The following is a 21380-nucleotide window of genomic DNA, read 5'->3' as shown; positions in this document are numbered from 1 at the left end:
TTTCCTTTCGCTTCACTTTCGCCCTCTGCGGTCTGGAGCGCAGGGCGGCGCTGTCGGCGCCGAGCACCGGGATGGGTCTTGATTGGAGAGGGAATGTGGTGACCGCCCGGCGTGTTGTGGTGCCGCCGGTGCCATGAAGTGTCGTGCAGCGGTATCGGCGCCATAGCGCACGCCCTTGAACACCTTGATGCCTTCGTCGAGATAGCCGCGGATGCGCCCGTGACGGGGCGTCGCGACCGGCGATTGTCCTGTCGCGGCGTAGGCGCTCGCACCCAGCACGCCGGAGGCGGCCAGGATGGACTGCTGCAGGAAGCCACGGCGTGTCGATTCAGTCATGCAAGCCTGGCGTAACGGTGTTGGTGGCATATCCCAGTCGCGGCGCCGCCCAGGCTGCCTCCTTCATGTGACCAACGTGCTGATCGCCCGCGCCGTCGGCGCGAAAATGAGCGCGCGCCTGGGACAGCCCGTGATCGTCGATAACCGCCCGGGGGCGACCGGCGCCATCGGGGCCGGGATGGTCAAGCGCGCCGCACCGGACGGCCATACCGTGCTCGCCGCCTCGATCGGCGTGTATGCCATGAACCAGTGGCTACAGAAGAAGCTTCCCTATGACCCGTCCAGGGATTTCGATCTGCTGACGGTGGCGGTGCAGGCGCCGAACGTCCTGGTCGTGCATCCGGCGGTGCCGGTCAATACGATGCCGGAGCTGATCGCGCACCTGAAGAAAAATCCCGGCAAGCTGGCCTTCGCCTCGTCCGGCAACGGCAGTTCCGATCACCTGACGGCCGAACTGTTCTGGCAAAAGAGCGGCACCAGCGGCCTGCACGTGCCCTACAAGGGCGGCGGGCCGGCCATCACCGACCTGCTGGGTGGCCAGACCTCCGTCTCCTTCGTCAACGTCAATACCGCGCTGCCCCACATCCGGTCCGGCCGGCTGAAGGCGCTCGCCGTAACCAGCGAGCGCCGATCCTCGGTCCTGCCCACGGTGCCGACCCTGGACGAGGCCGGCGTGCCGGGTGTCGACGTCTATTCGTGGCAGGCTTTCGCCGCACCGAAAGGCTTGCCGAAAGAAGTGAAAGCGAAGCTGCACGGCGCGATCGTCGCCGCGCTGAAGGAGCCCGACGTCAGGAGCAAGCTGCTGGAACAAGGTTTCGACATCGTGGCGAATTCGCCCGAACAGTTCGTGGCCTTCCAGGCACTGGAGCAGGCGCGCTGGGGTAAGGTCATCGTGAACGGCAAGATCACTGCGGACTGAAACGCAAAACAATCAAGAATCTGATTTTCCTTCCCGCGGCCAGGGATTGCGGCGCGGTTTTCGTCTATATCTATGATTATTCGCGAACTCTAGCCCTGGGAACCAGCATGCCAAACCGATTTTTCCTCCGCCGCGCCATCACGCTGTCGATGCTGACGGCCCCCCTCTGGGGACGCCCGTCGCAGGCACTGGCGGCTGGGCCGAATCAGTTCGTCATCACGAAGTTCGGCGCCGTCGCCGATGGCGCCACGGTCAATACCGCGGCCATCCAGGAGGCCATCGAGCACGCGGCTGCGCAGGGTGGCGGCACCGTGGTTGTGCCGGCCGGGGTGTTCGTGAGCGGCGCGCTGTTCCTGAAGCCGCAGGTCAACCTGCACCTGGAGCAGGGCGCCGTATTGCGCTGCTCGACGGACCTGAAGCACTTCCCGGCGGGCCGCACCCGCATCGAAGGTCACTTCGCCGAGAACTTCAATCCGGCGCTGATCAATGCGAACGGCTGCGACGGTTTGACAATCAGCGGCGCAGGCACCCTCGACGGCGCCGGCCGGCCGATCTGGGACCTGTTCTGGAAGCTGCGCAACGCGGCCCCCGACCCGCACAACTTCAAGAACATCGGCATCCCGCGCGCGCGGCTGGCGCTGATCGAGCGCTCGCGCGACGTCACGATCGAGGGCATTACCTTCAAGGATTCGCAATTCTGGAACCTGCACCTGTACCGCTGCCAGCAGGTCACGGTGCGCAATGCCCGCTTCCAGGTTCCCGACGACTACCACCAGGCCCCCAGCAGCGACGGCATCGACCTGGACAGCTGCCAGCACGTGCTGGTCGAAGGCTGCTATTTCTCGGTGACCGACGACTGCATCGCCGCCAAGGGCTCGAAGGGGCCGCGCGCGATGGAGGACAAGGACAGCCCGCCGGTGATCGGCATCCGGGTACGCAATTGCGAGTTCAAGCGCGGCCACCACATGCTGGCCCTGGGCAGCGAGGCGACCCTGGTGAGCGACGTCCTCATCGAGGACTGCAGGGTGACCGGCAAGGTGGACAGCCTGGCCGTGTTCAAGCTGCGGCCGGATACGCCGCAGCACTACGAGAACATTCATTTCAGGAACATCAGCGTCGATTCTTCGGGTGGCCAGATCGTGACGATCCAGCCCTGGACGCAGTACTTCGACCTGAAGGGCGCGGCGCCGCCGAAGTCGATCGTGCGCAACATCAGCCTGGTCGGCATCCGCGGACGCCTGAAAGCCTTCGGCACGATCAAGCCGAACCCCGGCCAGACCACGATCAGCGACATCCTGCTGAAGGACTTCGACGTCAGGCTGGATCACGAGAAGCTCGACACGGCGGACGTCGCCAATCTGCGGATGGAGAACGTGGCCGTGAACGGCAAGCCGGTAGGTGAAACTGGGTGATGAAACTCACGTACATCGCCTCCGTCGAACCGCGCCCACAGCGGCCCATGTCGTCTTCGCTCTCGTCGTTGTGGCCGAACTGGATCACGACGACGTCGCCGATGTGGGCGGCCAGAAGGAGGTCGTTCAGCCGGCCTTCGGCATAGGCGTTACGGAAGGACCGTCAGCCCATGGCGTAGTTCAGCACCCGGACTTTTCGCGGGTCGAACAGATTGTTGTTCACCTGGCCCCTGCCGCTCATCGGGGCTTCGTCGAAGGTGCAGGATGGGTCGTTGAACATATGAATGACGTTGCGCGATTGCGCTCGTCCCAAGATGTGGTGTTGTTTTCCTGTTCGTCTCAGCGGGTCACGCGGAAATAGTCGGCATCCAGGTAGGCGCCGGAAGCCTGGTCGGCGTCGCTGGTACTGTACAGGCCCATCTGCGCGCCTACCCAATGGCCCTTGGTAGCGGCGAAGGGTGCAGCTGCCGGCGTGAAGTCCTTGCCGTCCACGCTGTACAGGAACTGCGCCCGGGCGCCTTCGCGCATCACCATGCGCAGCGTCAGCGCGTTCGGTGCCCTGGGCAGGAGAACGGTCTCGTTCTGGGTGCAGCGCGGCTTGAACGGGGTGCAGGTGGTGTAGACCAGTTGCAGGTCACCGTCGCGTTTGCGCAGGCCGAGGGTGGCATAGCTCATGCCGTTCAGGATCAGGCCCGCGCGGTCGCCATCGCGGGCACCGTGCAGCTCGACGCGGGTCTCGGCAGTGAATGCCGTTGCCGGCAGTTTTTGAGTCAGGATGTTGGGCGCGGCGCGCAGGAAATCCTTCGACCCCGGGAAGGCCATGACCGGCAGGCGCAGGTGGCCGGGGCGGACGGACAGCGCGTGCCAGCCGGCCTGCGGGTTGGCGCTCCACTGCCACTGGAGGCCCAGCGCAGCGCCGCTGAATTCATCGCCGGTCGGCGGCACCGCGGGTGCCTGGCGGGCCACCGGCTTGGTCCAGGAGGTGACAGGGTTGCCGACGCCCGGCTTAGATCCGGGCTGGCCGATGAGGGGCCAGCCGTCGTTCCAGGTCATTGGTTGCAGGTGGGTCACGCGGCCGTAGGCCTTGCGGTCCTGGAAATGAATGAACCAGTCCTTGCCGTCCTGTGCGCGCATCCATGCCCCTTGGTGCGGGCCGTTGATTGCGGACTCGCCCTGTTCCAGCACGATGCGGTCCTGGTACGGGCCGCCGATGGCGCGCGAGCGGAACACCGATTGCCAGCCTTCCTCGACCCCGCCGGCCGGCGCGAACACGTAGTACCAGCCTTCATGCTTGTACAGCTTGGGGCCTTCCAGGGTGCGGTAGCCGGGCAGCTTGTTGCCGTCGATGACGACCTTGCCCTCGCTGTCCAGGAGGCGCTTGCCGTCCGGGGACATGCTGCGCAGGGTCAGGACGTTGTTGATGCCGGCGCGGCTCTTGGCCCAGGCGTGGATCAGCCAGGCCTTGCCGTCTTCATCCCACAACGGGGCCGGGTCGATGATGCCCTTGCCCGGCAACAGCAGGTGCGGCGCGCTCCATGGGCCGGCGAAGTCGGTGGCGGTGATGACGTAGATGCCGTGGTCGGGGTCCGGATAGAAGATCCAGAACTTGCCGTCGTGGTGGCGCAGCGAGGGCGCCCACACGCCGGCACCGGTGCGCGGTGTGGAGAAAGGCTGGTCCGGCACAAGGCGCGGCAGGGCGTGGCCCACCAGCGTCCAGTTGACCAGGTCCTTCGACTGCAGCAGGGGCAGGCCGGGGGCGCTGTTGAAGCTGGAGGCGGTCATGAAATAGGTGTCGCCGACGCGCACGCCGTCCGGGTCCGAATAGTCGGCGTTCAGGATGGGGTTCTGGTAGCGGCCGTTGCCCAGGTCGGCGACCCAGGCTTCGCCAGCGCCAGCGCCATGTGCCGGCGGCGTTGTGTGGCAAGCCGAGGCCAGAAACAACAGGAGAAGGGCGGCGCCGAGTCGGCTGGAAGTCAGGAAAACGGTCGTCGTCTTGGAGTGCATGGATGTGATGGAATTCGCCCTTGTCCAGTGTGTTCTCTGGAAGTAAGATTGCTGGAGAAATTGGTACGACCACGCAGTTGGCAGCTTCTGCAATTGGCCAGTCCAATACATGATCACAGAATGGCATCATCCCCGCAAGTGTAGCGAGAGACAAGCCCATCGCGCTCTCATCCGTTAAGATAATCCTCTTAGGATGGTGGTAACTGTTCCGCCAGGGGAAACAATGGACAAGTTCCAGGAAATGAAGGTGTTCGCCGCCGTCGTCGATGCGGGGAGCTTCACCGGCGCGGCGAACCAGCTCGACATGTCGAAGGCCGCCGTCTCGCGCTACGTCGCCGAGCTCGAGGAGCGCCTCGGCGTGCGCCTGCTGCACCGGACCACCCGCAAGCTGTCGCCGACCACCGAAGGCGAGATCTTCCACGCCCGCTGCCGCGAGCTGCTGGACAACCTGGGCGAGGCCGAGGCGGAGATCACGTCGCGCAGCGGCGAAGCGGCGGGCCTGCTGAAGCTGAACGTACCGGTGAGCTTCGGCCTGCTGCACCTGGCGCCCCTGTGGCCGGACTTCCTGGAGCAGCATCCGAAGCTCGCGCTCGACATCAGCCTGTCGGACCGCGTGGTCGACCTGGTCGAAGAGGGCTTCGACGCTGGGGTGCGCATCGGCCAGTTGCCGGCTTCGTCGCTGATCAGCCGCAAGCTGGGCGCCACCCGCCTGGCCTTGTGCGCCTCACCGGAATACCTGGAGCGTCGCGGCGCTCCCAGCCATCCGGGCGCGCTGCTGGAGCACGACGTCATCTCGTACAGCCTGTTTTCCAGCGGCGAGAACTGGAGCTTCACCGGACCGGAGGGCGAAGTCAGCGTCAAGGTCAGGCCGCGCTTGCGCACCAACAGCGGCGACACCTGCCGCGCCGCGGCCCTGCGGCACCAGGGCATCATCCTGCAGCCGACCTTCATCGTCGGTCCCGACCTGGCGCAGGGGACGCTGCGCGAGACCATGCCGGGCTTTCGCGCGGTGGAACTGGGCGTGTATGCGGTCTATCCCTCGCGCAAATTCGTCTCCCCCAAGGTGCGGCTCCTGATCGATTTCCTCGTGGGGCGCTTTGCCGACCCGGACTGGGATTAATGACGATTGTTTCGAAAATAGAGACAGTATTGCTCTAGGTGGCCTATTTATCTCGATCGCATATGGGAATAAGATGGGGACATGTAACGCGGCCTGGGCCGCTCGTAAGGATTCGCCATGTCTCAGCTTCCCACCATCTTCCTGTCGCATGGCTCGCCCATGCTCGCGCTCCGGGACAGCCCGGCGCGCCGCTTTCTCCAGGGCCTGGGCAGCTCGCTCGGCCGTCCGCGGGCGATCGTCGCCGTCTCGGCCCATTGGGAAAACATGGGGACGCCCTCCCTTAGCCTGGCGTCCCGGCCTGAAACGATCCACGACTTCGGCGGCTTTCCGCGCGCGCTGTTCGAGCTGCGGTATCCGGCGCCCGGTGCGCCCGAGGCCGCCGAGCGCGCCGCCGGGCTGCTGGAAGCGGCCGGCATCCACGCCGGGCGCAACGCGCAGCGTGGCCTCGACCATGGCGCCTGGGTGCCGCTGGCGCTGATGTATCCGGATGCGGATATCCCGGTGGCGCAGCTGTCCCTGGTGCGCGGCGCCGGCCCTGCCGAACATGAACGCATCGGACGCGCGCTGACGGCGCTGCGCGGCGAAGGCGTGCTGGTGGTCGGTTCGGGCTCGCTGACCCACAACCTCCACGAATTCCGCGGACAGGAGCTCGATGCGCCGGCGCCGCACTGGGTCGTCGAGTTCGAGCAATGGATGAAAGCACGGCTGGAAGCGAACGAGCGCGCGGCCCTGCTGGACTACCGGCGCGCCGCACCCTTCGCGCTGCAGAACCATCCGACCGAGGAACACCTCTTGCCGCTGTTCGTGGCGATGGGCGCGGCCGGAGCGGACGCCAGGGCAAGCCTGCTGCACGCCAGCGTCGAACATGGCATCCTGGCAATGGACGCCTACGCCTTCGAATAGCGTGCCCCTGAAGCACCCAACCACCACCACCGAGGAAAACCATGAAACAACTGAACAAACTGATTTTCGCAAGCACCCTGGCGCTGGCCATCGCCGCACCGGCCATGGCCGCACCCGCGACCTACGTTACGGATCCGATGCATACCGTGGCGCGCTTCTCGTACAGCCACTTCGGCTACTCGACCCAGCTGTCGCGCTTCGACAAGACCAGCGGCAAGGTCGTGTTCGACCCGGTTGCCAAGACCGGCAGCGTCGAGATCGAGATCGACATGAAGTCGGTGAACACCGGTGTCCCGCTGTTTAACGAGCATATCCAGGCAGCAGACTTCCTGGATACCGCCAAGTACCCGACCGCCAGCTTCAAGTCCACCAAGGTGAACTTCCAGGGCGACAAGCCGGCCACGATCGAAGGCAAGCTGACGATCAAGGGCGTGACCAGGCCGGTCACTCTCACCGTGAGCTCGTTCCAGGCGATGCCGCACCCGATGCTCAAGAAGGATGCCATCGGCGCCAATGCGAGCACCACCATCAAGCGTTCGGAATTCAACGCCGGCAAGTACGCACCGAACGTCGGCGATGAAGTGCGCATCGATGTCGCCCTGGAAGCGATCAAGGAATAAGCGGCTCCGGCTCGGAGTGACGGCGGATCGCGCAAGCGGGTGATTTTTTATGGGCAGGGCTGCTGCCGGGTCAGGGCCTGCCTATACTCGTCTTTTTCAGCGATGCCGTCATGCGCTTTCACTCCACCCATCTCCTGCCACGCAGCCTGACTTGCAGCGCCGCCCTCCTCGGCGCCCTGGCCGGCATCCCGGCCGTCGCCTTCCCGGCCGACCCGACCATCCGCAACGGCACGTTCTGGAAAGACAGCGCCGGCACACCAATCTACTCGCAGGGCGGCGGCATCCTGAAAGTGGGCGACACCTATTACTGGTATGGCGCCAAGTACGCCGAGTCGGTCAGCTATGCCAGGGCGCCCGTGCCGACGCCGCATCGGGGCAACACGCGCTTCAGCGCGGTGACGGCGTATTCGTCCACCGACCTGGTCAACTGGAAGTTCGAAGGCGAGGTGCTCAAGGCCGGCGCGTCCGGCAAGATGTTCGACAAGCCGGGCTGGGTCGGGCGGCTGGGCGTGGTCTATCACAAGCAGACCCGCAAGTACGTGCTCCTGACCCAGTACGGCAGCCAGGAGGCCGGCAGCGGGGTGCTGTTCGCCACCAGCGATTCGCCGGTCGGGCCCTTCGTCTACCAGCGCCTCCAGACCCACATCGACAGGGTCGCCACGCCCACATCCGGCGACCAGACCGTGTTCGTCGACGACGACGGCCAGCCCTACCTGATCTTCAGCAGCGGCGGCGACCGGCGCAAGCTGTACGTCGCGCCCTTGCGCGCGTCCGATTACCTCGCCGTCGACGCCGCCACGGAGGTGTATTCCGCCCCGGCCGGCGGACGCGAAGGCAACGCCATGTTCAAGTACAAGGGCCTGTATTACTTCTGTTCGTCCGACCTGCATGGCTGGAACGCCTCGCGCAGCTTCTACATGACGGCGACCAGCATCACCGGCCCTTACACGCCGGAGAAGCTGATCGCCGGTACCGAGGCCGATTTCTCGCACGTGTCGCAAAACGGCTTCTTCATTCCGGTGCAGGGCAGCGCGGGCACGACGGTGCTCTATGCGGGCGACCGCTGGAGCAACTTCGCCGGCAACGGCATCGGCTACAACATCTGGGTGCCGCTTTCTTTCGACGGCACGGCGCCGGTGTTCAATTCGCTCAGTGAGTTCAGCTTCGATGCGGCCAAGGGCACCTGGGCTGTCGGCAAGGGCAACAACTACGTGCTCAATCCCGGTTTCGAAGCCGACCGCGTCACGCAGACGAGCGTCGCCGGCTGGCGTACCAGCTGGACCAGCCTGAAAGGCGCCGCGCCGATCGTCAACGTCCTGGACGGGCGCAACAGCCGCTGGGCGCTGGTGCTGCGCCATGCCGATCCGAGCATGGGCAGCGCAATCCAGGACATCACACTGCCGAACGGCAGCTACGCCCTGCGCGCCTGGGTCAGGAGCAGCGGCGGGCAGGGCGTGGCCAGGCTGTTCGCCAGCGGCCATGGCGGTCCGGAAGTCGCGCATGGATTCAGCGCTGCACTCGACGAATGGACCCAGGTGACGCTGCCCGGCATCGCCGTGCGCAAGGGCAGCGTACAGGTCGGTGTGTACACGGAAGGCAAGGACGGCCAGTGGCTGATGCTGGACGACGTCAGCCTGGTCCGGGAGTAAGCACCTCATTTCACCGGTCCGTATGCGATTCCACATCGTGGTATCCAGGCGTCTGCGTGTAGCGCCGCGTGATCCCGTTGCGCAGAATATCGTTTCACATGTTGAAAACTGGTTCGCAAGCGATTGATTTTAAAATGAAATATCTTTATCCAAGTCTTATATAAGACAAAAGACTTGGCTTCGGTTTGGACTTATGATGGTTCTCATACGCAGCAGGTTTCGATTTACTTACCTTGGAGAGTCAGCATGTCCCAGTACCAGAACGATATCCAGTCCATCGACGGCCTCAAACAGCAGCACGGCAAGGCCTGGGATGCCATCAATCCCGAGTCCGCGGCCCGCATGCGCGCGCAGAACCGCTTCCAGACCGGGCTCGATATCGCCCGCTACACCGCCGCTATCATGCGCCGCGACATGGCGAACTATGATGCCGATCCTTCCCGGTACACGCAGTCGCTGGGATGCTGGCACGGCTTCATCGGCCAGCAAAAGATGATCTCCATTAAGAAGCATTTCAACAGTACCGAGCGCCGCTACCTCTACCTGTCGGGCTGGATGATCGCCGCGCTGCGCTCGGAGTTCGGACCGCTGCCCGACCAGTCGATGCACGAGAAGACCGCCGTCGCCGCCCTGATCAAGGAGCTGTACACCTTCCTGCGCCAGGCGGACGCCCGCGAGCTGGGCGGCCTGTTCCGCCAGCTCGATGCTGCCGAGGGCGCGGCGCGCGCGGCGATCCAGGACAAGATCGACAATTTCGTCACTCACGTGGTGCCGATCATCGCCGATATCGATGCCGGTTTCGGCAATGCCGAGGCTACTTACCTGATGGCCAAGCAGATGATCGAGGCGGGTGCATGCTGCATCCAGATCGAAAACCAGGTGTCGGACGAGAAGCAGTGCGGCCACCAGGACGGCAAGGTCACGGTGCCGCACGAGGATTTCCTGGCCAAGATCCGGGCCGTACGCTACGCCTTCCTCGAGCTGGGCGTGGATGACGGACTCATCGTGGCACGCACCGATTCGCTGGGCGCCGGCCTGACCAAGCAGATCGCCTACACCCGCGAGCCGGGCGACCTGGGCGACCAGTACAACGGCTTCCTGGACGCGGACGAGGTGTCGCTCGACGAGCTGGCGAATGGCGACGTGCTCATCAAGCGTGACGGCAAGCTGCTGCGTCCCAAGCGCCTGCCCAGCAACCTGTTCCAGTTCCGCGAAGGCACAGGCGAAGCGCGCTGCGTCCTCGACTGCATCACCTCGCTGCAGAACGGCGCCGACCTGCTGTGGATCGAAACCGAGAAGCCGCATATCGCCCAGATCGGCGGCATGGTGAAAGAGATCCGCAAAGTCATCCCAAATGCCAAGCTGGTGTACAACAACAGCCCCTCGTTCAACTGGACCCTGAACTTCCGCCAGCAGGTCTTCGACAGCATGCAGGCCGAGGGCGCCGACATGTCCGCCTACGAGCGCTCGCAGCTGATGAGCGCCGAGTACGATGACTCGGAACTGGCGCGCGTGGCCGACGAGCGGATCCGCACCTTCCAGGCCGACGCCGCGCGCGAAGCGGGCATCTTCCACCACCTGATCACGCTGCCGACCTACCACACCGCCGCGCTGTCGACCGACAACCTGGCCAGGGAATACTTCGGCGAGCAGGGCATGCTGGGCTACGTCGCCGGCGTGCAGCGCAAGGAGATCCGCCAGGGCATCGCCTGCGTCAAGCACCAGAACATGTCGGGTTCGGACCTGGGTGACGACCACAAGGAATACTTCAGCGGCGAAGCAGCCCTGAAAGCTTCGGGAAAACACAACACCATGAACCAGTTCTGACGGATTGCCGATCATGAGTAAAGTGAACCAGGAGGCGCAGGCCGGCCTCGCGCACGTCGCGATACAGCGCACGGCGCCAATCGGCCGGGTCGGCATCGTCGGCGCCAACCCGGCCGGCATTGGCATCGCGCTGCGGTTTCTGGATGCCGGCATCCCGGTCACGGTGTTCGAACTCACGCGGACATCGCTCGACCAGGGGACCGCGCTGGCGCGCTCGGCCTGGCAGGAGGCGGTATTGGACGGCAGGCTTGCCGCCGCCGGGCGCGACCGGCGCATGGCGCTGTTGGCGGGCGCGATCAACCTTCATCACCTCAAGGACTGCGACCTGGTGATCGACGCCGTGTCCACGGAAGGCGCGGTCAAGGGAGAACTGTTCCGCCGGCTGGATGACACCGTCAAGCCGGGCGCGATCCTGGCGACCCTCGGCTCGCAGTCCGAGGTCGACCATCTTGCCGGTTGCACGCGGCGGCCGGGCGAGGTGGTGGGCTTGGATGTCGCTTCCGCTCCAGGCCCCGGGGCGACGTGGACGCCGGTTCCCGGCAGACGCAGTTCCGGACAGTCCGTCGCCACCATGTCTGCGCTTGTCAAGGAGCTTCAGCGGGCAGGTGCAGCGGCCTGGCTCAAGGGCGGCAATGCCGGTGATGAGCACGACGGCGAAGCTTGGCAAGTCGACCAGGCACTGGAATAGCCCGGCCTGTATCCCTCCCAGCCACCGCAATGGGACGTGCTTGCGCGAAAAAACAAGCTTGCTGTTACAGTAAGTGTCGTTTTTCGGTCCGCCGAGCCTGTTGCGGATTCGGCTGGGCATTATTTCGAGAGTGAGGGAAACAGATGAGCACTGAAAGCAGGAACAGCGACACCGACGACAGCCAGTTGCGCGCGGATGCGCTCGACTACCACCGCAGCCCGGTGCGCGGCAAGATCGAGGTGGTCGCGACCAAGCCCTTGTCCAACCAGCGCGACCTGTCGCTGGCCTACTCGCCGGGCGTGGCCTATGCCTGCGAAGAAATCGCAGCCGATCCCGCCATGGCTGCCGAGTACACCTCGCGCGGTAACCTGGTGGCCGTGATCAGCAACGGCACCGCGGTGCTCGGCCTGGGCAACATCGGTCCGCTGGCCTCGAAGCCTGTCATGGAAGGCAAGGGCTGCCTGTTCAAGAAATTTGCCGGGGTCGACGTGTTCGACCTGGAGCTGGCCGAGAACGATCCGGACAAGCTGGTCGACGCCATCGCCATGCTGGAACCCACCGTCGGCGGCATCAACCTCGAGGACATCAAGGCGCCCGAGTGCTTCTACATCGAGAAGAAGCTGCGCGAGCGCATGAACATCCCGGTCTTCCATGACGACCAGCACGGCACCGCGATCATCTCGAGCGCGGCCTTGCTGAATGCCCTGAAGGTGGTCGGCAAGGACATCGGTGCAGTCAAGCTGGCCGCGTCCGGCGCCGGCGCGGCGGCGATCGCCTGCCTCGACATGATGGTGAGCCTGGGCGTACGGCAGGAGAACATCTACGTGGCCGACTCGAAGGGCGTGATCTGGCAGGGCCGCGAGGCCAACATGGAAGCCAACAAGGCGCGCTACGCCCAGCCCACCGAGGCACGCACGCTGGCGGACATCGTGCGGGACGCCGACGTCTTCCTGGGCTGCTCGACCGCCGGCGTCCTGAGCGCCGACATGGTCAAGAGCATGGCCGCGCGCCCGGTGATCCTGGCCCTGGCCAACCCGGAGCCGGAGATCCGCCCGGAAGTCGCGAAAGCCGCGCGGCCGGACTGCATCGTTGCCACCGGCCGTTCGGACTATCCGAACCAGGTGAACAACGTGCTGTGCTTCCCCTACATCTTCCGCGGCGCCCTCGATTGCGGCGCCACCCGCATCACCGAGGAGATGAAGCTGGCCTGCGTGGGTGCGATCGCGCGCCTGGCCGAGGCCGAGGCCAACGACACCGTGGCCGAAGCCTATGCCGGCCAGGACCTCAGCTTCGGCCCCGAGTACATCATCCCGAAACCCTTCGACCCGCGCCTGATGGCGGCCATCGCGCCGGCCGTTGCCGCTGCCGCCGCCGCCTCCGGCGTGGCCGCGCGCCCGATCGCCGACATGGATGCCTACCGCGAGCGGCTGGCCGAGATGATCTACCACACCGGGTTCTTCATGAAGCCGGTGTTCGCCAAGGCCAAGGCCAACCAGCGCCGTGTCGCCTATGCCGAAGGCAGTGACCAGCGCGTCTTGCGCGCGGTGCAGACCGTGGTCGACGAGGGCCTGGCCAGGCCGGTGCTGCTCGGCAGCGCGGCGGCGGTCGAACAGGCCGTGAAGCAGTCCGGCCTGCGCCTGAGGCGCGGCGTCGACTATGAGCTGGCCGAACCGGACGGCAGCGGTGACCCCACCCTGCAGGGGTCGCGCCTGCTGCAGTCCGGCGACGTCGACGCCCTGATCTGCGGCATGCAGGGCAGCTACGACAGCCACCTGGTGCACGTGCGCGACGTGATCGGCAGCGCAGCGGGGGCCGGGGTGCTGGCGGCGATGAATGCCCTGGTGCTGGACAAGATGACCCTGTTCATCACCGACACCTACGTCAACGACAATCCCTCGGCCGAGGAGCTCGCGGCCATCACGCGCCTGGCCGCGACCGAGCTGCGCCACTTCGGGCTGGAGCCGCGGGCCGCGCTGCTGTCGCATTCGATCTTCGGCTCGTCCGAGCGTCCGTCGGCGCGCAAGATGCGCGAGGCGCGCGCGCTGCTGGCGCAGACCGCACCCGAACTGGCCCTGATCGGCGAGGTGCACGGCGATGCCGCGCTGTCCGAGGACATCCGGCGTCTCTACCAGCCGGCGGGCGAGGAGGCGCAGGGCTTTGCGGGCGGCGCCAACCTGCTGGTGATGCCTTCGCTGGATGCCGCCAACATCCTGTTCAACGTGCTCAAGGTCACGGCGGGCAAGGGCGTCACCGTCGGTCCGATCCTTTTGGGCGCCGCCAAGCCGGTGCACATCCTGAGTCCGAGTGCGACGGTGCGGCGCATCGTCAACATGACGGCTCTGGCGGTGGCAGGCGTACGCTGAGAGGAGGGACCCATGTCCGAACGAACGATCAATGTCGGCCTGGTCGGATTCGGCTACGCGTCCGCCACATTCCACGCGCCCCTGATCCGGGCGACGCCCGGCTTGCGCCTTGCTGCGGTCGCGAGCAGTTCGCCTGGCAAGGTGCGCGAGGCAGTGCCGGAAGCGCGGGTCGCCGCGAGCCCTTCCGCCATGTTCCGGGAGGCGGATATCGATCTGGTGGTGATCGCCACCCCCAACCAGACCCATTTTCCGCTGGCCCGCGAAGCGCTCGAATGCGGCCGCCACGTGGTGCTGGACAAACCCTTCGTGCTGGACACGGCCGAAGCGCGGCAGGTGGTCGAGCTGGCGGAGCGCCGCTCGCTGCTGCTGTCGGTGTTCCACAACCGCCGCTGGGATGGCGATTTTCTCACCGTCAGGCAGCTGCTTGGTGACGGGGTCCTCGGCCGGATCACGCACTTCGAATCGCATTTCGACCGTTACCGGCCGGCAGTGCAGGACCGGTGGCGGGAGTCGAGCGAGGCCGGGGCAGGGCTGTGGTACGACCTCGGCCCCCACCTGGTCGACCAGATGCTGGCGCTGTTCGGCCGCCCCGAGTCGGTCTGGCTCGACCTGGCCAGCCAGCGTGACGGTGCCCAGGCCGACGACTGGTTCCACGCGGTGTTCCGCTACGGCCGCATGCGCGCGGTCCTGCACGCGAGTGCGCTCACGGCAAGGCCGGCACCGCGCTTCACCATTCACGGAACCCAGGGCAGCTACGTCAAGGAAGGCCTGGACCAGCAGGAATCCGTGCTGAAGACGGGAGCCGCGCTCGCGCCGGGATGGGGAGCCGATCCCCAGGACGGGCTGCTCACGCTGGACAGCGCTGCCGGGCCGGCCGAACGTCTCTATGCGACCAGTCCCGGCGCCTATGCCGAATACTACAGCCGGATGCGCGACGCCATCCTGCATGGCGCGCCGCTGCCCGTGTCGCCGCGTGCCGCGAGCGAGGTGGTCGAACTGATGGAAGCCGGACTCGAGAGCATGCAGCAAAGGAAGGAAGTCCTGTTCAGCCAATCTTGAGCTGCCTGCTGTGTTGCTACAAATAATTGCAAACCGTATACTGGTGGCCGCGGCGTTGCGCCGCTCATCCATGCAGGTATCCCGTGAGCTTGTTTCAACATATCGTCTTGATGATCTGCCTGGTGCTGGCAGCCGGTTTCCTGTCGCTGACGGAGATCGCCTTCGCCGGCGCCCGCAAGATCAAGCTCAAGCTGCTGGCGGAAGCCGGCGACGAGCGCGCCCTGAAGGTCATGGCGCTGCAGATGCAGTCGGCGGAGTTTTTCGCCGCATCGCAGATCGGCCTGAACGCGATCGCCATCCTCGGCGGCATCCTGGGGGAGGGCGCCCTGCGGCCCTTCTTCATTGCCTGGATCTCGACCGTCTACGACGGTCCGGCGCTCGAGAACATCGGCTTCGTCCTGTCCTTCGTGTTCGTGACCTGCCTGTTCATCCTGTTCGCCGACCTGATGCCGAAGCGCCTGGCGATGATCGCGCCCGAGCGCATCGCCGTGGCGGTGATCGGCCCGGTACAGATCTTCATCCGGGTATGCAAGCCCTTCTCATGGGCGCTCAACCTCATCGCGAACCTGATCTTCCGCATCTTCAAGATCGACATGACGCGCGAAGACGCCATCACCTTCGACGAGATTTCCGCCGCGTTGGAAGCCGGCGCCCAAGCCGGCGTGTTGCAGAAGCAGGAACAGCACTTCATCGAGAACGTGTTCGAGCTGGAGTCGCGCTCGGTCGCATCGGCCATGAGCAATCGCGACAACGTGGTGTACTTCACCCTGAGCGAGACCGAAGACAGCATCCGGCAGAAGATCGCCACGCATTCGAAATTCCCTGTCTGCGACGGCACCATCGACCGGGTGATCGGCTACGTCGATACGCGTGACATCCTGGTGCGGCTCCTGAACAAGCAGTCGCTGTTCCAGCTGAACGAATCGAGCATCCGTACCGTCCTGATCATCCCGGACACGCTGACCCTGGCGGAGCTGCTCGACAAGTTCCGCGCCACCAAGGAGACCTTCGCGGTGGTGATCAACGAGTATGCCCTGGTCATGGGCGTAATCACCCTGAGCGACATCATGTTGACCGTCATGGGCAGCTGGGGCAGTCCGCTCGACGAGGACACCCAGATCATGCAGCGCGAGGATGGATCATGGCTGATCGACGGCAGCACGCCGGTCGGCGACGTGAAGCGGACCCTCGGGCTCGAGAGTCTGCCCGAAGAAGAAAACTACGAGACCGCGGCCGGCTTCATGATGTACATGCTGCGCAAGGTTCCCAAGCGGACCGACAGCGTCGAATACCAGGGGGTCAAGTTCGAAGTCCTGGACGTCGATCACTACCGGATCGACCAGCTGCTGGTGAAGCATGTGGCGCCGGGAGAAGCGCGCCCACCAGGTGCTTAGTCGGCAGCTCGGCCGATGAAGCCGCGCAGCAGCCGGTTGAAGGCCGCTGCGTGGGTGACGTTCATGCCGTGCGAGGCGCCCGCGATCGCGCGCTTGTCCACGTGCGGGATCCAGCCGGCCAGCTTTTCCACGTTGTCGCGGTACATGCGCGGGCTCTTTTCTCCGGCGATGAGCAGGGTCCTGCATGCCAGACCGGCTGCGGCCGCGCGGGTATAGGCCGGCAAGGGGTCGCGGAACTGCTTGGGCAGGGTGGCTGCGTTGTCGCTCGCCATCGTGCGGAAGCTGGCCGGACTCTTGCGCCAGATGCCGGGCATGCTGACCGAGTCGACGAACAGTTCCAGGCCGGCGTCGATCGCCCCATCGTCGATCAGCCCGGCCACCTTGCCGCGCAGGGCCTCGGCCGCCGGCGGCAAGGCTGGCGCGGGGGCGCCGTCGACGGGCGCCGGGCCGGCGGGATCGGCCAGCGTCAGGGTCTTCACCAGCGCCGGGTGGGCCTGCGCCAGCTGGAATGCGACGCAGGCGCCGCGCGAGTGCCCGACCAGGTGCACCGGCCCGAGCTGCATGGCGCCGATGAAGGCGGCCAGCTCCGCGACGTGGCTCTCCCAGCTGAACCTGCCATATCCCGCCGCATCGCCCGGCCAGTAATGACTGAGGCTGACCGACACGCAGTGGAAGTGCTGCGACAGGACGTCAAGCTGGCTGTTCCAGTAGCGGTAGTCGCACAGCGAGCCGTGCACGAACAGCAGCGGCTCGCCGGAACCGGTGGCGACGTAGGGAATGCGCGCGCCGGACGGGAGGCCGGTGAAGCACAGTTCGGGCGCTGCGAAGATGCGTGGGTCGGTTGCTGCGTTCATGATGGGCCTCCTTTCCAATACTATGCACGATGACGATGATTAAGAAAATCGCATAATATTGAAGGCATCTATCAAATTATCTGATGGTTCAGCCATAAGCCGTGAAAACACTCGACCTGGACGTCCTGGCCATGATCGTGGCGGTCGCCGACACCGGCAACATCAGCCGTGCGGCGGAAGTCGTGCACCGCTCGCAGTCGGCAGTGAGCATGCAGATCAAGTCGCTCGAGACCGCGCTCGGCAAGCCGCTGTTCGTGCGCCGCTCGCGCAGCGTGACGCCGACCCAGGACGGCGAAGTGCTGCTGAGCTACGCGCGGCGCATGCTGGCGCTGCGCGACGAAGCCTGGGCGGCCGTGGTGCGGCCCGACGTGACCGGCCGCGTGGTCCTGGGCGTTCCCGACGACTACGCGTCCTCGCTGCTGCCGCCCATCCTCAAGAAGTTTTCGGCCAGCTATCCGAAGGTCGAGATCCAGGTGGTCGGGCTGCCGAGCGTGGCGCTGGCGCCCCTGCTCAAGGATGGCTCGGTCGACCTGGTCTGCGCGACGCGGGTGCAGGGCCTGTCGGGCGAGTTCGTCCGCTTTGAGCCGATGGTATGGGCGGCGTCGCCGGCCGCGCACGAGATCTGGCGCGAGCGGCCGCTGCCGATCGCCGTTTTCCTGCCCGGCAGCGTGGCGCGCGAGAATGCGATCCGCAGCCTCGAACGCGCGGGGATTGCCTACCGGACCTCGTACGAGAGCCCAAGCCTGATGGGGCTGCTCAGCATGGTCGAGGCGGGCCTGGCGGTCGCGCCGCTGGCACGTTGTGCGGTGCCGGCGCACCTGCACTCGCTGGGACAGGCGCAGGGCTTGCCGGAAGTCGATGCGCTCGAGGTGATCCTGGCGCGCAGCAGCAAGTCACGGCGCCCGCCCTGCGACTTCATGGCAGAACAGATCATGTCGGAGTTGCGGCGATAACGCGGGTCAGCCCACCTCGACGCGGCCGAAACAACCGTATTGCAGGCTGGCGGCATGAAAATCGTGGACGAGGATAGCGATCGAATCGCGGTTCAGTTCAGAATGCATGGCAGAAAGCAGGCCTACGCAACAAAGCTCCCCCTGCGCTTTCCCATCCTGTTTTGCGCCAGTACAATATTCCCGATACAGAAATTGATATCGGAATGGCCAAAAAATTGATTGGAACGATCTCACCTCCACGCCTACCATCAATGTCGAGCATGTAATAACAGCAAAGCCGCGACACAGCGGCCATAACGAAAACGACACAGGAGACGTATGAAACGCAATTCATTCGGCCGTGCCACGGCCAGCACCCGTCACGCCTTCGCCCTCCACGCAATGGTCGCCGCGCTCGCCGGCGCGGGCCTGATCAGCAGCGCCACGGTCGGCGCCCAGGAAATCTCGCCCGCCGCGGCCGCCGAAACGGCGGAGCCGAGTGACACGCAGACCGTGGTCGTCACGGGCGTCAAGGCATCGCTCATCAAGAGCCTGGCGATCAAGCGGATCAGCGACCAGGTCGTGGAATCGGTCGTTGCCGAAGACATCGGCAAGCTCCCCGATAACAATGTCGTCGAAGCGCTGCAGCGCGTGACGGGGATCCAGGTCACCAACCGCGCCGGCGGCGAAGTCGGCGCCTTGTCCATCCGTGGCCTGCCCGACGTCCAGACCACCTGGAACGGCCGCAATATCTTTACCGCCTCGGGCACGCAGGTCGCGCTTCAGGACATTCCCTCGACCCTGGTTCGCCAGATCGACGTTTACAAGACGCGCGACGCCAGCCAGTTGGAAACCGGAATCGCGGGCCAGATTGACGTCAAGTCGCTGCGGCCCTTCGATTTCAAGGGTCCGCAAGTGTCGCTGACGGCGCGTGAGACCTATCTGGATCCTGCGAAAAAGTGGAACCCGCAGCTCAGCGCCATGTTCAGCAACCGCTGGGAAACCGGTATCGGCGAAGTCGGTGCCCTGGTCAACCTGGCGGCGACCCAGACGAAATACCGCAATGAAAGCGTGACGCCGGGTGCCATGGTGCCCTTTACCAGCCCCAATGCCGCCGAAGTGCCGGCAGGTTACAGGCCCTTGGAGCGCATCTTCGACAACAATATCTGGGCGCCCGGTACCCGTACCGGCTTGCCGATGGCAGCGGGTTCGACGCTGAATTTCAACGGCAAGGCGTATCCGTATTACCTGGCGCGCGACGCCGTCTTCCAGAGCGACGTCCAGGGCGAACGGAAGCGTCCTGCCGCCAATCTCGCCTTGCAGTGGAAACCGGACAGCGGTTCGGTCTACACCTTCGAGGCCATGTACAACGGTTATCGCGACAAGGCCTTCAATCAGCTGCTGTTCAGCTTCGCCGACTGGTGGGGCGATCTCGGCAGCAACCCTGCGGGGACGATTACGACCTTCCCGGGAACGAACGTCATCAAGACCCGCAAAGTCAATAACGTCTATGGCTTCAACAGCGGCGACTACACCACGTCGAAAACCGATTCCTACGTATATGCCCTGAACGGCAAGTGGGATGTCGGCGACCGCCTGAAGCTGGACGGTGATCTGTCGTTCCAGACGAGCGAGTTCGACACGCAATTCACCGCCACCCGGATTGATCGCGTTGCACCTTCCATCGACGTCGACTTCAATGCCGGCGGCGATACGGCCTTCCGTTTCAATAACAATGCCGACCTGGCCGACCCGAGCAAGTGGAATGTGGCGGAGTTCTACGATAACGCCAACCGCAACAAGGGCAGCGCCGCGACGGGCACGCTGGCGGGCGTCTTCGATGCCGACTGGGGCGCGCTGCAGACTCTCCAATTCGGCCTGCGCCACGACGTACGCAAGGCCTCGGGAGCCAACCGGACGCAATCGGCCTTCCTGGGCCGCAACCTGGCCTCGCTGGGTCCGCAGTATTCGATTACCAACTCGAACTTCGGCACGGACATCTCGGACGTTCCGCGCTCATGGGTGGAGCCGAATGCCTACTACATCCGCGACCATCTCGACGAGTGGCGCAAGCTCTATAACTCGGTCAATAGCAACTTCCTGACCACGGACAAACTGCGCCTGCAGAAGACCTTCGAGATCGAGGAAAAGACGAGCAATCTCTACCTGATGGGGAATTTCCAAAGCGAGCTGTTCGGCAATCGCCTGCGCGCCAATGTCGGCGTGCGCTACACCAAAGTCGATACCGACATGACCTTCTACAAGGTCGATGCCAGCACCAAGGCGGTCACGCCGTCCGGCGCCAGCAAGTCGACCAGCAAGTTCCTGCCCAGCCTGACCCTGACTTACGACCCGACCAGGGACGTCGTTACGCGCTTCAACTTCGGTAAAACCCTGCGCCGCCCGAATTTCGGTGACCTGAATCCTGTCCTGCAACTCGGTGACGACGTGTCGCGGGTGGGTTATGGCTCGGGCACCGGTGGCAATCCGGACCTGAAACCGACGCAATCGACGAACTTCGATCTGACGGGTGAGTGGTATTTCCAGAAAGACAGCGCACTCTACGGCACTGTTTTCAAGCGCAAGATCGACGGCCTGGTCGTGCCCCTGCGTCGCAAGATTCACGTCGAACCGGCGGACGACCCGTTCCGCAACTCGACCTCGGGCGGCGACCATACGAACGGCTATGACTACGTCATCAACTCACCGGTCAACGCTTCCGACGGCACGATCAAAGGCGTCGAGCTCGGCTTGATCTACTTCCCGAAGTGGCTGCCGGGCCCGCTGGAAGGTCTGGGCTTCCAGGGTAGTTATACCCGACTCAGCTCGTCGCAGAACGTTCCCGAGGCCAATAGTGCCGGCGAGATCATCGCGCAGCTCGAGACACCGTTCTTCGGGGTGTCCGACCGCTCGTACAACGCCACCCTGGCTTACGAAAAGGGCCCGGTCAGCGCGCGCTTGTCCTATGTCTGGCGCTCCGGCTTCCTGGCCGCCAACGAAGCCGCCTTGTTTGCAAATCCGATCGGTATCTGGCGTCATCCGGAAAAGAGTGTGGACATGCAAGTCTCCTACAAAATCAACGACAGGATGTCGGTCGATATCGCTGCCATCAACCTGACGAACGAAATGCAGCGGCAGTACTACCACTTCGGCAACGCGGGTAATCAGCAGTTGACCAATTTCGGTACGGTCCAGGTCGGACGTTCGGCCTCGGTCGCCTTGCGCTGGAAGATGTAAGCCCCGACACGGGACAGCAGCGCAGCAAAACAGGGGCACTGCACGGAGGTATCCGGCAGTGCC

16 protein-coding genes are annotated in these 21380 nt (G+C 64.8%); 13 read left to right on the top strand and 3 right to left on the bottom strand.

The window, feature by feature from the left end; translation table 11 throughout:
* Nucleotides 1-12 precede the first annotated feature (12 nt).
* The gene (locus AC56LK_RS04200; protein ID WP_497183311.1) at nt 13-336 is read right to left on the bottom strand and encodes a hypothetical protein; all 324 of its coding nucleotides are present in this window, start codon (nt 334-336) and stop codon (nt 13-15) included.
* Between the two features lie 76 nt (nt 337-412).
* On the opposite strand from AC56LK_RS04200, the gene AC56LK_RS04195 reads away from it, so the two are divergent.
* Both AC56LK_RS04195 and AC56LK_RS04190 read left to right on the top strand, forming a co-directional pair.
* On the top strand, nt 413-1255 hold the full coding sequence (locus AC56LK_RS04195; RefSeq protein WP_497183310.1) for a Bug family tripartite tricarboxylate transporter substrate binding protein: 843 nt from the start codon (nt 413-415) through the stop codon (nt 1253-1255).
* 107 nt (nt 1256-1362) lie between these two features.
* On the top strand, nt 1363-2667 hold the full coding sequence (locus tag AC56LK_RS04190) for a glycoside hydrolase family 28 protein (RefSeq protein ID WP_497183309.1): 1305 nt from the start codon (nt 1363-1365) through the stop codon (nt 2665-2667).
* A gap of 339 nt (nt 2668-3006) precedes the next feature.
* On the opposite strand, the gene AC56LK_RS04185 is transcribed toward AC56LK_RS04190, so the two are convergent.
* Nucleotides 3007-4671 (bottom strand): glycoside hydrolase family 43 protein, encoded by a 1665-nt coding sequence (locus tag AC56LK_RS04185; protein ID WP_497183308.1) that lies wholly within the window; start codon nt 4669-4671, stop codon nt 3007-3009.
* Nucleotides 4672-4894: 223 nt separating this feature from the next.
* Here AC56LK_RS04185 and AC56LK_RS04180 point away from each other — a divergent pair, with 223 nt between their 5' ends.
* From AC56LK_RS04180 to paeA, 9 genes are all read left to right on the top strand, one after another.
* The gene (locus tag AC56LK_RS04180) at nt 4895-5791 is read left to right on the top strand and encodes a LysR family transcriptional regulator (RefSeq protein WP_497183307.1); all 897 of its coding nucleotides are present in this window, start codon (nt 4895-4897) and stop codon (nt 5789-5791) included.
* Nucleotides 5792-5908: 117 nt separating this feature from the next.
* The gene (locus AC56LK_RS04175; RefSeq protein WP_497183306.1) at nt 5909-6694 is read left to right on the top strand and encodes a dioxygenase family protein; all 786 of its coding nucleotides are present in this window, start codon (nt 5909-5911) and stop codon (nt 6692-6694) included.
* A gap of 41 nt (nt 6695-6735) precedes the next feature.
* Nucleotides 6736-7314 (top strand): YceI family protein, encoded by a 579-nt coding sequence (locus AC56LK_RS04170; protein ID WP_497183305.1) that lies wholly within the window; start codon nt 6736-6738, stop codon nt 7312-7314.
* Between the two features lie 110 nt (nt 7315-7424).
* On the top strand, nt 7425-8963 hold the full coding sequence (locus tag AC56LK_RS04165; RefSeq protein ID WP_497183304.1) for a family 43 glycosylhydrolase: 1539 nt from the start codon (nt 7425-7427) through the stop codon (nt 8961-8963).
* Between the two features lie 246 nt (nt 8964-9209).
* Nucleotides 9210-10790 carry an isocitrate lyase gene (locus tag AC56LK_RS04160; protein ID WP_497183303.1) on the top strand — a complete coding sequence of 527 codons (1581 nt, stop codon included), beginning with the start codon at nt 9210-9212 and terminating at the stop codon, nt 10788-10790.
* A gap of 13 nt (nt 10791-10803) precedes the next feature.
* Complete coding sequence (locus AC56LK_RS04155; protein ID WP_497183302.1) at nt 10804-11478, top strand: 3-hydroxyacyl-CoA dehydrogenase NAD-binding domain-containing protein; 675 nt, start codon at nt 10804-10806, stop codon at nt 11476-11478.
* Between the two features lie 143 nt (nt 11479-11621).
* The gene (locus tag AC56LK_RS04150; RefSeq protein WP_497183301.1) at nt 11622-13841 is read left to right on the top strand and encodes an NADP-dependent malic enzyme; all 2220 of its coding nucleotides are present in this window, start codon (nt 11622-11624) and stop codon (nt 13839-13841) included.
* 12 nt (nt 13842-13853) lie between these two features.
* Complete coding sequence (locus tag AC56LK_RS04145; RefSeq protein ID WP_497183300.1) at nt 13854-14900, top strand: oxidoreductase; 1047 nt, start codon at nt 13854-13856, stop codon at nt 14898-14900.
* Nucleotides 14901-14983: 83 nt separating this feature from the next.
* Nucleotides 14984-16294, top strand: a complete 1311-nt coding sequence (gene paeA / locus AC56LK_RS04140) for a polyamine export protein PaeA (protein WP_497183299.1) — start codon at nt 14984-14986, stop codon at nt 16292-16294.
* Here paeA and AC56LK_RS04135 read toward each other — a convergent pair.
* Nucleotides 16291-17148 (bottom strand): alpha/beta fold hydrolase, encoded by an 858-nt coding sequence (locus AC56LK_RS04135; RefSeq protein ID WP_497183298.1) that lies wholly within the window; start codon nt 17146-17148, stop codon nt 16291-16293. The genes paeA and AC56LK_RS04135 overlap by 4 nt on opposite strands.
* 101 nt (nt 17149-17249) lie before the next feature.
* Here AC56LK_RS04135 and AC56LK_RS04130 point away from each other — a divergent pair, with 101 nt between their 5' ends.
* Together AC56LK_RS04130 and AC56LK_RS04125 are read left to right on the top strand one after the other, a co-directional pair.
* Nucleotides 17250-18101, top strand: a complete 852-nt coding sequence (locus AC56LK_RS04130; protein ID WP_497183297.1) for a LysR substrate-binding domain-containing protein — start codon at nt 17250-17252, stop codon at nt 18099-18101.
* 381 nt (nt 18102-18482) lie between these two features.
* A complete protein-coding gene (locus AC56LK_RS04125) occupies nt 18483-21317 on the top strand; it encodes a TonB-dependent receptor (RefSeq protein WP_497183296.1) in 2835 nt (944 codons plus the stop codon).
* The last annotated feature ends 63 nt before the right edge of the window (nt 21318-21380 follow it).

This window comes from Telluria sp. ZB4P36 (genome assembly GCF_059685865.1).
The sequence above is the reverse complement of the archived record's forward strand: the minus strand, read 5'-3'. Positions and strand labels throughout refer to the sequence as shown.